The sequence below is a fragment of the Demequina ureilytica genome (genome assembly GCF_048553575.1).
GTDB lineage: Bacteria > Actinomycetota > Actinomycetes > Actinomycetales > Demequinaceae > Demequina.
Map to the genome: position 1 here is coordinate 546374 of NZ_JBLZIE010000001.1, position 12153 is coordinate 558526.

11 protein-coding genes are annotated in these 12153 nt (G+C 65.6%); 6 read left to right on the top strand and 5 right to left on the bottom strand.

The genetic code is table 11. From position 1 onward, the window contains the following. Positions 1-18 precede the first annotated feature (18 nt). The 5 genes from ACNI3K_RS02455 to rpmH are packed head-to-tail and all read right to left on the bottom strand — an operon-like array spanning position 19 to position 2404. Positions 19-507, bottom strand: coding sequence for a Jag family protein (locus ACNI3K_RS02455; RefSeq protein ID WP_419390270.1), 489 nt, complete (start codon positions 505-507; stop codon positions 19-21). Continuing rightward, positions 507-1586, bottom strand: coding sequence for a membrane protein insertase YidC (gene yidC / locus ACNI3K_RS02460; protein WP_419390271.1), 1080 nt, complete (start codon positions 1584-1586; stop codon positions 507-509). The genes ACNI3K_RS02455 and yidC overlap by 1 nt, the downstream gene beginning before the upstream one ends. Before the next feature lie 8 nt (positions 1587-1594). After that, on the bottom strand, positions 1595-1921 hold the full coding sequence (gene yidD, locus ACNI3K_RS02465; RefSeq protein WP_419390272.1) for a membrane protein insertion efficiency factor YidD: 327 nt from the start codon (positions 1919-1921) through the stop codon (positions 1595-1597). Then, positions 1918-2244 carry a ribonuclease P protein component gene (gene rnpA, locus ACNI3K_RS02470; protein ID WP_419390273.1) on the bottom strand — a complete coding sequence of 109 codons (327 nt, stop codon included), beginning with the start codon at positions 2242-2244 and terminating at the stop codon, positions 1918-1920. The genes yidD and rnpA overlap by 4 nt, the downstream gene beginning before the upstream one ends. 22 nt (positions 2245-2266) lie before the next feature. Further along, a complete protein-coding gene (gene rpmH / locus ACNI3K_RS02475) occupies positions 2267-2404 on the bottom strand; it encodes a 50S ribosomal protein L34 (RefSeq protein ID WP_062137792.1) in 138 nt (45 codons plus the stop codon). A 231-nt stretch (positions 2405-2635) separates the two neighbouring features. Here rpmH and dnaA point away from each other — a divergent pair, with 231 nt between their 5' ends. The 6 genes from dnaA to gyrA all read left to right on the top strand — a co-directional run bounded on the left by dnaA (position 2636) and on the right by gyrA (position 12149). Then, a complete protein-coding gene (gene dnaA, locus ACNI3K_RS02480) occupies positions 2636-4033 on the top strand; it encodes a chromosomal replication initiator protein DnaA (protein WP_419390274.1) in 1398 nt (465 codons plus the stop codon). A gap of 422 nt (positions 4034-4455) precedes the next feature. After that, the gene (dnaN, locus tag ACNI3K_RS02485; protein ID WP_419390275.1) at positions 4456-5583 is read left to right on the top strand and encodes a DNA polymerase III subunit beta; all 1128 of its coding nucleotides are present in this window, start codon (positions 4456-4458) and stop codon (positions 5581-5583) included. Between the two features lie 15 nt (positions 5584-5598). Further along, on the top strand, positions 5599-6747 hold the full coding sequence (gene recF / locus ACNI3K_RS02490; RefSeq protein ID WP_419390276.1) for a DNA replication/repair protein RecF: 1149 nt from the start codon (positions 5599-5601) through the stop codon (positions 6745-6747). Then, positions 6740-7300: a DciA family protein gene (locus ACNI3K_RS02495; RefSeq protein WP_419390277.1), complete on the top strand. Its 561-nt coding sequence runs from the start codon at positions 6740-6742 to the stop codon at positions 7298-7300. The genes recF and ACNI3K_RS02495 overlap by 8 nt, the downstream gene beginning before the upstream one ends. Before the next feature lie 171 nt (positions 7301-7471). Beyond that, positions 7472-9475 carry a DNA topoisomerase (ATP-hydrolyzing) subunit B gene (gyrB, locus tag ACNI3K_RS02500; RefSeq protein ID WP_419390278.1) on the top strand — a complete coding sequence of 668 codons (2004 nt, stop codon included), beginning with the start codon at positions 7472-7474 and terminating at the stop codon, positions 9473-9475. Between the two features lie 46 nt (positions 9476-9521). Further along, the gene (gyrA, locus tag ACNI3K_RS02505) at positions 9522-12149 is read left to right on the top strand and encodes a DNA gyrase subunit A (protein ID WP_419391090.1); all 2628 of its coding nucleotides are present in this window, start codon (positions 9522-9524) and stop codon (positions 12147-12149) included. Positions 12150-12153: the final 4 nt, after the last annotated feature.

Genomic DNA, 12153 nt, shown 5'->3' on the forward strand with positions numbered 1-12153 from the left:
TGTTTCACGTGAAACAACTCACGCCTGCGGCGTGATGACGACGTGACGGTCGGGGTCCTCGCCCTCGGACTCGGACACCAGTCCCGCTTCGAGGACGACGTCGTGCACGACCTTGCGCTCAAAGGCGTTCATCGCCGGCAACGTGATGGGCTCACCGGTCTCCCGCACCTTGACGATCGCCTCACGCGCCTGCTCGGCGAGCCGCTCTCTGCGGCCGGCGCGGAAGTCGGCCACGTCGAGCATGAGCCGGCTCATCTCCCCGGTCTCGGCCTGCACAGCGAGCCGCGCGAGGTCTTGCAGGGCATCGAGGACCTCGCCATCGGGGCCCACCAGCCTCTTCAGATCCTGGTGGGGTCCCTCGGCCACGATCGCGACCTTCGCGCGCCCTGCCTCAACGGAGATGTCGATATCTCCATCCATGTCCAGGATGTCGAGCAGCTCCTCGAGGAAGTCTGCGGCGGCGTCGCCCTCGGCATCGAGGCCCTTGGCGTCCTTCGATTCAGTCATCAGTCGTCCTTTTTGTCTGTCGAGTCAGTGGGATCGGAGTCGTCGGTCGAGCCCGCATCGCCGGAGGGCGTACCGGGGGAGGGCGACCGTGGGGTCCCCTTCTTGCGCTGCGATCGCGGTGCGCCCTTCTTCGGCTGCTGGCGCTGTCGGGTCTCCTTGGACTCCTCGATCTGCGTCACGTCCTCCGACGAGCCCTCGATCACCGCGCCCTTCTTGCGGGCCTTCGCCTCTTTGCGCGCCTTGAGCGCCTTCTCCGCCTCGGATCCCGGGGTGGGGTTATTGCGGATCACGTAGAACTGCTGACCCATGGTCCACACGTTCGTCGTCGTCCAGTAGATCAGAACACCCACCGGGAAGTTCGGTCCGGTGATTACGAAGATGAAGGGCAGCGCGTACATCAGGATCTTCTGCTGCTGTGCCATGGGGCCCTCAAGGGCGGAGGCGGGCATGTTCTTGCGGGTCAACTGACGCTGCGTTAGGAACGTGGTCGTCACCATGCCGAGGATCAGGACGGCGGAGACGATCTTCACTGCGGCACCCTCCGAGCCCAGGAAGGTGTCCGAGAGCTGAGCGCCGAAGAGGGTCGCATCGTGCCCCTGCTCCGCGAGCTTCGGGGTCAACCAGCCGATGCCGCTGTACGTCTGCTCCGACGGAGGGAGGGAGGCGTCCTCAGGATTCATCCGGTAGTTGAGCACCCTGAACAGAGCGAAGAAGATGGGCGCCTGGACCAGGATCGGCAGGCACGAGGCGAACGGGTTCGTCTTGTGCTTGGAGTACAGCTCCATGGTCTCGCGGCTCATGGCCTCGCGGGACGCCTGATCCTTCTTGCCCTTGTACTTGTTCTGAACGGCCTTCAACTCGGGCGCGATGACCTGCATCGCGCGAGAGGCCTTGATCTGCTTCACGAACAGCGGGATCAGCAGAATGCGGATCAGGACCACCAGGCCCACGATCGACAGGGCCCAGGTCCACCCTCCATCGGAGGGCATTCCTACGTTCGTCAACAACCAGTGGAAGCCCACCATGATGTTGGCGACCACCCATTCGAGGGGGAAGAGAAATGCGAAGAAGCCGTCCACTGCGATCCTTACCTAGTACTGAGTGACGCCGCTGCGTCAGCGGAAGATGAATGGGGTGAGCGCGAGAACAGCGGCTCGCCCTTGGCGGGGACATCGTCCACTCCACCGTGGCTCCAGGGGTTGCAGCGAAGCACCCTCCAGCCCGCGAGGACGAAGCCGCGCACGGCGCCGTGCCGGCGCACCGCCTCCAGGCCGTAGTGCGAGCACGAGGGGTAGTACTTGCAGCGGGGGCCTAGCAGGGGAGAGACGGTCAGCTGGTACAGGCGGATGAGGCCGACCAACAGCAGCCGAGGGACGGAAGCGGCGGCGCGCACCGCAGAGTGGAGTCGGCTCACGAGACCGTCGCCTTGCGCAGGGCCGTACCCACAGCATCCGTCACGTCTGACCTCAAGCGCGCGTAGTCCACCTCGGCTGACCGCGGAAGCGCCCGGATCACGACGGAGGTGCCAGCTGGGAGGGTCGGGAGAACGTCCCTCATGATGGCGCGCAGGCGACGCTTCACACGGTTGCGGATCACGGCACCTCCCACGGCCTTAGAGACAGCGAAACCGGCGATGCTGTTCGCATTGCCGGTTTGCTTGACGTGCACGACTACGGTGGCCCGACCACTCCGGGTGCCTTGACGCATCGCGGACTTGAAGTCCGCGGCGGCCGTCATCCGAGAGTGGGCCGGGAGCACCTTACGCCGACAGCTTGCCGCGGCCCTTGCGACGGCGCGCGGTCAGAATCGAGCGCCCCGCACGGGTGCGCATGCGCAGGCGGAAGCCGTGCGTCTTGGCACGCTTGCGGTTGTTCGGCTGAAAAGTCCGCTTGCTCACGGGTCACTCCACACAGGGTTTCGGGTACGGTCATAAAGCGCACTAACGTTACGCGCACTAGGCACGCAGGGTCAAGTCGCCGTGAACACATTGGATGCCCGGCTTGAACAGGATAGGCTCCACCAACACGGATACCAACTCGGGCAGCGACACGCGCCGGGGGGTAACGAACGGGTGACAGGCTGTCAACGCCCTGTGCACAAACGTGTGGAAAAGCCGGAAGGAGAGTGTATGTCCGCCCAACCCGGCGCCGAGTCCATGGAGCAGGTCTGGGCCCGCACTCTCGATGCGCTGCGCAACAGCCCGGATGTCACGGCGCAGCACCGCTCGTTCATTCGGCTCATCAAGCCGCTGGCGATCGTCGAGGACAACGTCTTCCTCGCCGTGGCTGAGGACTTCACCAAGAACTATGTCGAGACGACCATTCGCGAGCTGCTCACTCGCGAGTTGTCGGACATGATCGGTCGCCAGGTGCGCATCGCCGTCACCGTCGACTCGTCGGTGAGTCCTCCAGAGCCGAGCTCTCCCGTGGAGGATGAGCCGGCGCCACGCCGCAACAGTCCCCCAGCGAGGAGCGAGCCTGAGCCGGCGTACGAGGATCCGCATCTCAACCCGCGGTACACGTTCGATACCTTCGTGATCGGCTCCTCCAACCGCTTCGCTCACGCTGCGGCGCTGGCCGTCGCCGAATCACCGGGCAAGACCTACAACCCGCTGTTTATCTACGGCGACTCGGGACTGGGCAAGACCCACCTGCTGCACGCCATCGGCCACTACACCAGGCACCTCAAGCCACAGACGCGGGTCAGGTATGTGAACTCGGAGGAGTTCACCAACGACTTCATCAACTCCATCCGTGACGATCGGTCTCTCAGCTTCAAGCGCACCTACCGTGAGGTGGACGTGCTGCTGATCGATGACATCCAATTCCTGCAGGGCAAGGAGCAGACGCTCGAGGAGTTCTTCCACACCTTCAACTCCCTGCACAACGCGGGCAAGCATGTGGTCATCACCTCCGACGTCAGCCCCCGCAACCTCGATGGCATCGAGGAGCGCATGCGGACCCGGTTCGAGTGGGGTCTCATGACCGATGTACAGCCACCTGACCTCGAGACCCGCATCGCGATCCTTCGCAAGAAGGCGGCAGCTGACGACGTGCAGGCACCAGGAGACGTGCTCGAGTACATCGCCTCCAACATCACGAGCAACATCCGCGAGCTCGAAGGCGCCCTCATCCGTGTCACGGCCTTCGCGGCGCTCAACAAGCAGCCGGTCGACCTGTCCCTCGCGCAGGTGGTGCTGAAGGACCTCATCTCTGACGACGATTCGGAGATCACGGCGTCGACCATCATCGGCACCACTGCCGACTACTTCGGAATTTCGATGGAGGAGCTCACCGGTACGAGCCGTAGCCGGGTGTACGTCACAGCCCGGCAGATCGCCATGTATCTGTGCCGCCAGCTCACCGACCTGTCGCTGCCCAAGATCGGCGAGCACTTCGGTGGCAAGGACCACACCACGGTGATGTACGCGGTCAAGAAGGTCGAGGACCAGATCGCGCAGCGTCGACAGATGTATAACCAGGTTAACGAGATCCACGCGCGCATCAAGCAGCAGTCGCGCGGCTGAGCGCCCCGGCCACGTCCGCGCGTTCACATTTCTTGGGCGCCTGGGCCGTGGCCATATCACACCCTGCACACATGTGGATAACCCTGTGAGTAACCGTGGACAGTCGCGGTTTCCACAGGGATAGAACTGTGGGGAACTGGGACAGCCTGTGAATCACGCAACTCTGTCCACTGCCCCGAATGACAAGAACTGGTGATCATCCCAGGCCTATACACAAGGCGGCGGGGACATCTGCCAGGGGCTGTGGTGGTTCTCCCCAGTTTGCACGTCCCCTATGACTACTACTCACTCTTGTCATTACACGTGAATCCTGAGGGCCTTCATTTCCACAAGCTGTCGTCTCGCGCTGAGACTCGACTAACCACTTGCCGTGTCGTGGCTGTGGCGTAGTCTGTCCGTCAGTCACATCAAGGAGCACCTGAATGAAATTCACCGTCGACCGCGACGTGCTCGCGGACGCCGTGGCGTGGACGTCGCGCGCCCTGCCGGCGCGCCCGCCCGTCCCCGTCCTGGCCGGAGTGCGCATCACGGCCGATGCGACCGGTCAGGTCACGCTTGCAAGCTTCGACTACGAGGTCTCGGCCCGGGGCACCTTCGCAGCTGACGTCGACGATGCCGGCGAGGTGCTCGTGTCCGGCCGCCTGCTCAAGGAGATCGCAAACGCGCTCCCTCATAAGCCCGTCGACTTCGCCCTCGAGGGAACCAAGGTCTCCGTGACCTGCGGCGCCTCACGCTTCACCCTGGCGACCATGCCCGTGGATCAGTACCCCGCGCTGCCTGACCTTCCCGCGCAGTCGGGCACCATCGACGGCACCGACTTCCAGCGTGCTGTGTCCCAAGTCACTGTGGCGGCATCGCGTGACGAGACTCTGCCGATCCTCACCGGCGTGCGCGTCGAGATCGAGGGATCACACATCTCGCTCCTGGCGACCGATCGCTACCGGCTGGCGCTGCGGGAGATGTCCTGGAAGCCCTCGGCTGCCGACGCATCGGCCGTGGCCTTGGTGCGTGCGCGCACGCTGAACGACACCGCGAAGGCGCTCGGAGCCGGGGACGTCACTGTGGCGCTGAGCTCCGGCAAGGGCGTCGACCTCATCGGCTTCGAAGCGGCTGGGCTCACCACCACGTCGTTGCTGATGGACGGCGATTACCCGCAGGTGCGCCGCCTCTTTCCGGACGAGAGCCCTGTGACGGCGGTGGTCAAGACCACCGAGCTCATCGAGGCCACACGCCGCGTGTCGCTCGTCGCCGAGCGCAACTCGTCGGTGCGCTTGTCGTTCGCGGAGGGTGAGGTCACTCTCGACGCCGGCCAGAGCGATGACGCTCAGGCCTCTGAGGCGCTCGAGTGCCAGCTCGAAGGCGACGCGATCACCGTGGCCTTCAACCCCCAGTACCTCCTAGACGGGCTGGGCGCGCTCTCCACCGAATATGTGCGGCTAGGTTTCACGCAGGACACCAAGCCGGTCGAGTTCGTGGGGCTGACCGCTCCCGGCGGTGAGCTCGCCTCCGACTTCCGCTACCTGCTGGTACCCATCCGCATCCAGTCGTGACCATGCAGTCGTAGCGTGCGCGTCACCCATCTTCACCTGACTGACTTCCGCTCGTACGCGGACCAGGAGATCGTGCTCGGCCCGCGGGTCACGACGCTCGTGGGCCGCAACGGCCAGGGCAAGACCAACGTCGTCGAGGCCGTGAGATACCTCTCGAACCTGTCCTCGCATCGGGTGGCTGCTGACGCTCCCTTGGTTCGCCAGGGCGCCGAGCGCGCGGTGGTGCGCGCCAGGGTCGAGAAGTCGGGGCGTTCTCTCGCGATCGAGGTGACGATCAATCTGGGCAAGTCCAATACCGCGCGGTTGGGGCGGGCGCAGGCCAAGCCGCGTGACCTCTTGGGAGCGCTGCGCACAGTTGTGTTCGCTCCCGAGGATCTGTCCCTTGTGAAGGGTGAGCCAGCCGGCCGGCGCGTCTTCATGGACGAGCTGTGTGTGGCGCTCCAGCCCGCGATCGCGGGCGACCATTCCGACTACGAGCGTGTGCTGCGACAGCGATCCTCGATGCTCAAGACGGCGAAGAATGCGCGCGGCGACCTCACGATGCTCGATATCTGGGACGAGAAGCTCGCAGGTCTCGGCGGTCGAATCATGGCGGCGAGGCTGCGGGCCGTCGCGCTGCTGGCCCCGCATGTGGCCGCGGCCTACGAGGCGGTGGCGCCCGGGGGCGGCCATGCCCAAGTCTCGTATGCGACCGGCCTCGCCAGCGCGGAAGGCTATGCGGCCGATGCGTCCGCGGCGGATCTCGGCGCCGTCCTGTTGACGCGGCTTCAGGAGGTACGGGCCAAGGAGATCGAGCGCGGCGTCACCATGGCGGGGCCTCACCGGGATGATCTCGACATCGCGCTGGGCGACATGCCCGCGAAGGGATACGCGAGTCACGGCGAGTCCTGGTCGTGCGCGCTGGCCTTGCGACTTGGGTCGTATGAGCTCCTCACCAGGGATGATGGCCCCGATGCCCATGAGGACGGGGAGCCCGTGCTCATCCTGGACGACGTCTTCGCAGAACTGGACACTGGGCGGCGGGCAGCTCTAGCCGACCGCTTGACGGAGGCGAGCCAGGTGTTGATCACCGCGGCGGTGGCCGAGGATGTGCCGCAGGCACTGCGCGGCGAGGTGCTCGAGGTCGCCGACGGAACAGTGCTGGCGGGGAGCACCCATGAGTGACGCGCCCCCTCCCTCCGGCGACGAAGAACCCGTAGGGGAAGAGACGACCGCGGCCAACTCTCCTGAGGACCTGGCGAGGCAGGCGATGGAGCGAGCCCGCGCATCGGCCCGATTGAGGGGTGCCTACCGCACGACCCCCAAAGCCGGCCGCCGCCGGCGCGAAGAGAAGCGCAGGTCCTCGCGGCCCTTCGCGCCAGGCCGCGATCCGGCCGCGATGTCGGAGGCCGTGGATGCGCTGCTGCGGCGCATGGGATGGACCGAGCAGATCGAGATCTCGGGCGTGATGAGCCGGTGGCGTGAGGTCGTGGGCGATCAGATCGCAGATCACTGCGAGCCGCTGACCTTCGACGAGGGCGTGCTCACGGTCAAGGCGAGCTCGACCGCGTGGGCGACGCAGCTGGGCATCATGTCCGGCCAGATCCGTCACCGCATCAACGAGGAGTTCGGCCGCGACATCGTGCGCGAGCTGAAAGTGTCTGGGCCCACGGCGCGGTCGTGGACTCGAGGGCAGCGCACGGTCCGCGGGCGGGGTCCACGCGACACCTACGGGTAACGCTCGCGGGCTGTGATGGGTCACACGGCGTGGGCGCTCGGGATTGACCATTCACGACTTGCCCACAAACGGCATCCACACGCGATATTTCGGCCCTAGAACCGTCTAGAATGGGTAGCAGTATGTCGCGAGGCGTCCGTGCCCGCGTGAACCGCTTGAAAGGCGAAATCTGTGGCCCAGAACGACGCGCCCGTCGCGCAGCCTGCGTACGGTGCTGCGAACATCACCGTCCTGGAGGGCCTCGAGGCCGTCCGCAAGCGCCCGGGCATGTACATCGGCTCGACTGGAGAGCGCGGACTGCACCACCTCGTCTACGAGGTCGTCGACAACTCTGTCGATGAGGCGCTGGCCGGCCACTGCGACTTGATCACCGTGACGCTCATGCAGGACGGCGGCGTCCGGGTCACAGACAACGGTCGTGGCATCCCCGTCGACATCCACCCCACCGAGCACAAGCCCACGGTCGAGGTCGTCATGACGATCCTCCACGCCGGCGGCAAGTTCGGCGGTGGCGGCTACGCGGTCTCCGGCGGCCTGCACGGCGTGGGAATCTCCGTGGTGAATGCCCTGTCCGCCCGCGTCGAGACGGTCGTCAAGCGCCAGGGCAACGTGTGGCAGCAGGTGTTCGCCGACGGCGGCAAGCCGCAGGGCACGCTCGAGAAGGGCGAGCCGACGGATGAGACCGGCACCCAGCAGACGTTCTGGGCCGACCCGGAGATCTTCGAGACCACCGACTACGACTTCGAGACGCTGCGTGCACGGTTCCAGCAGATGGCCTTCCTCAACAAGGGCCTGACTATCTCGCTCACCGACGAGCGCGCGGAGCACATTGCGGCGGACGCCGATCCCGATTCCGAGGAGCACCCCACCTCGCGTGTGGTCACCTACCGCTACGACGGTGGACTCGTCGACTACGTCACGCACCTCAACGACACCAAGAAGTCGGAGCGCGTGCACGCCGAGGTCATCTCTCTCGAGGCCGAGGACGTCGAGCGCAAGATCGCGCTCGAACTCGCGATGCAGTGGACCAACGGCTACTCGGAGTCGGTGTTCACGTACGCGAACACCATCGCGACCACCGAAGGTGGCGCCCATGAGGAGGGCTTCCGCGCGGCGCTCACGTCGTTGGTGAATCGCTACGCGCGCGAAAAGGCGATCCTCAAGGACAGGGACGAGAACCTCACGGGCGACGACGTCCGCGAGGGTCTGACCGCGGTGCTGTCGGTCAAGCTCGGCGAGCCCCAGTTCGAGGGACAGACCAAGACCAAGCTCGGCAACACCGAGGCCAAAACGTTCGTGCAGAAGATCGTTGGCGAGAAGCTCACCGATTGGTTCGACGCACACCCGCAGGACGCCAAGGAGATCATCCGCAAGGCGATGCAGGCCTCGCAGGCACGGCTCGCCGCGCGCAAGGCACGCGAGGCCACCCGTCGCAAGGGCCTCCTCGAGTCGGGCGGCATGCCCGGCAAGTTGCGCGACTGCTCGTCCAAGGACCCGAGCATCTCCGAGATCTTCCTGGTCGAGGGCGACTCCGCCGGTGGTTCGGCCGTGCGCGGTCGCAACCCCGCGACCCAGGCCATCCTGCCGCTGCGCGGAAAGGTGCTGAACGTCGAGCGCGCCCGGCTCGACAAGGCGCTCGCCAACACCGAGATCCAGGCACTGTTCACGGCCTTTGGTTCCGGCATCGGTGACGAGTTCGAGCTGGAGAAGTCCAGGTATCACAAGATCGTGCTGATGGCCGATGCCGACGTGGATGGCCAGCACATCCGCACCCTCCTACTGACGGTGCTGTTCCGCTACATGCGCCCGCTCATCGAAGCCGGCTACGTGTATTTGGCCCAGCCGCCGCTGTACAAGCTCAAGTGGTCCAACGCTGATCACGAGTACGTGTTCACGGACCGCGAGCGGGACGCCTTCCTCAAGGAAGGGCTGGCCGCCGGCCGCAAGATCCCCAAGGACAACGGCATCCAGCGTTACAAGGGTCTGGGTGAGATGGACTACTCGGAGCTGTGGGAGACCACCATGAACCCCGAGACCCGCACCCTGCTCCAGATCACCATGGACGATGCGGCACTCGCAGACGAGACCTTCTCCATTCTTATGGGCGAGGACGTCGAGTCACGACGCAACTTCATCCAGCGCAACGCGAAGGACGTGAGGTTCCTTGACATCTGAAATCCACAACCATGGCCGGATCGACAAGGTCGACCTCAATGTGGAGATGCAGCAGTCGTACCTCGACTACGCGATGTCCGTCATCGTGGGCCGCGCTCTTCCGGATGTCCGCGATGGGATGAAGCCCGTCCACCGTCGCGTGATCTACGCGATGTACGACGGTGGCTACCGTCCTGACCGCGCGTTCTCCAAGTGCACCCGCATCATCGGCGAGGTGATGGGTAACTACCACCCGCACGGTGACAGCGCGGTATACGACACCTTGGTCCGCATGGTGCAGGACTGGTCGCTGCGCTACCCGCTCGCCGACGGACAGGGAAACTTCGGCTCCCCCGGAAACGACCCCGCGGCCGCACACCGGTACACAGAGTCCCGCATGGCGCCGATCGCCATGGAGATGGTCCGCGACATCGACGAGGACACCGTCGACTTCCAGGACAACTACGACGGCCGCACCCAGGAGCCGTCGGTGCTGCCCGCGCGGTTCCCCAACCTGATGGTGAACGGGTCCGCCGGCATCGCCGTAGGCATGGCGACCAACATCCCGCCGCACAACCTGCGCGAAGTCGCGGCAGGCGTGCAGTGGCACCTCGACAACGCGGATGCCACCAAGGAGGAGCTCCAGGACGCGCTCATCGCGCGCATCCAGGGCCCCGACTTCCCGACGGGCGCCGTCATCCTGGGCCGCCGCGGCATTGAGGAGGCCTACCGCACCGGTCGTGGCTCGATCACGATGCGCTCCGTCGTCACGGTGGAGGAGCTGCAGGGCCGTCAGTGCCTGGTGGTCACCGAGCTGCCGTACCAGGTCAACCCCGACAACCTCGCGCTCAAGATCGCGGAGCTCGTGAAGGAAGGCAAGGTTGGCGGCATCGCGGACATCCGCGACGAGACCTCCGGCCGCACCGGACAGCGACTCGTCGTAGTGCTCAAGCGCGACGCAGTGGCGAAGGTGGTGCTGAACAACCTCTACAAGCACACCCAGCTGCAGGACACGTTCGGCGCCAACATGGTCGCCCTCGTGGATGGCGTGCCCCGCACGCTCAGCATCGACGCGTTTGTGCGGCACTGGGTCACGCACCAGATCGAGGTCATCCAGCGCCGCACCGCCTATCGCCTGGCGAAGGCCGAGCGCGAGGCCCACGTGCTGCGCGGCTACGTGAAGGCGCTCGACCTGCTCGACGAGGTCATTGCGCTGATCCGCCGCTCGCCCAACGTGGACGAGGCTCGCACGGGCCTGATGGAGCTGCTGGACGTCGACGAGGTCCAGGCCAACGCCATTCTCAACCTTCAGCTTCGCCGCCTGGCCGCTCTCGAGCGGCAGAAGATCGAAGCCGAGTACGAGAACCTGATGGCGCAGATCAAGGACCTGACCGACATCCTCGGTTCGGAGCCCCGCCAGCGCACCATCATCTCGGACGAGTTGGCCGAGGTGGTGCGTAAGTACGGCGACGCGCGACGCACCGAGATCAGTCCGTTCGACGGATCCGTCGACATCGAGGACCTGATCGCGGAGGAAGAGGTGGTCGTCACGATCACCCGCAGCGGCTACGCCAAGCGCACCCGATCGGATCAGTATCGCGCGCAGAAGCGTGGGGGCAAGGGTGTGCGCGGCGCGACGCTCCGCACGGACGACATGGTCGATCAGTTCTTCGTCACCACCACGCACCACTGGCTGTTGTTCTTCACGAACCTCGGTCGCGTCTACCGCGCGAAGGGCTACGAGCTGCCCGAGGGCGGCCGGGACTCCAAGGGCCAGCACGTCGCGAACCTGCTGGCCTTCCAGCCCGGCGAGCATGTCGCGCAGGTCCTCGACCTCAAGTCCTACGAGGACAAGCCGTACCTGGTGCTCGCCACCAAGCGCGGCCTCGTCAAGAAGACGGAGCTCACCTCCTACGACTCGAACCGCACCGGTGGGCTGATCGCGGTCAACCTGCGTGATGTCGAGTCCGAGGATGGCGAAACCCGTCCCGACGAACTCGTGGCCGCACGCCTCGTGGGCCCGGACGACGACCTGATGCTTGTGTCTCGCAAGGGACAGTCGGTGCGTTTCCACGCCACGGACGAGGAGCTGCGGCCCATGGGACGCGCCACCTCCGGCGTCAAGGGCATGAGCTTCCGTGGCGACGACGAGCTGCTGGCAATGGACGTCATCGACGCTTCCGTACCCGATGCCGAGGATCTTGGCGTGGCGGGGTCCACAGACGAGGACGCTGCGGAGGCGGCGGCCGATGCGGCCGAGGCTTCCGGGGGTCCGTTCTCCTTCGTGGTGACTCAGCACGGCTTCGCCAAGCGCACCGCCGTCTCGGCATGGACACCCAAGCACCGCGGCGGCCTAGGGGTGAAGGTCGCGACCCTCACCGAGGAGCGCGGCGACCTGGTCGGTGCGCTGCTCGTTGACGACAACGATGAGGTGCTCGTCATCATGGAGTCCGGCAAGGTGGTTCGCTCGCGGGTGGACCAGGTACCGGCCAAGGGCAAGAACACGATGGGCGTCACGTTCGCCAAGCCCGCCAAGGGCGATGTGATCATTGGCGTGGCACGCAACGTCGAGCGCAAGGTCGAAGAGGAGATCGAGGAGGCCGAGGGCGAGAGCCCCGTCGCCCCGACCGCCGACTCAGCCCCACACGCTGAGGCGACTGATCCCGAAGCCCCGACCCCCGCATCGGCCGACTGACCCC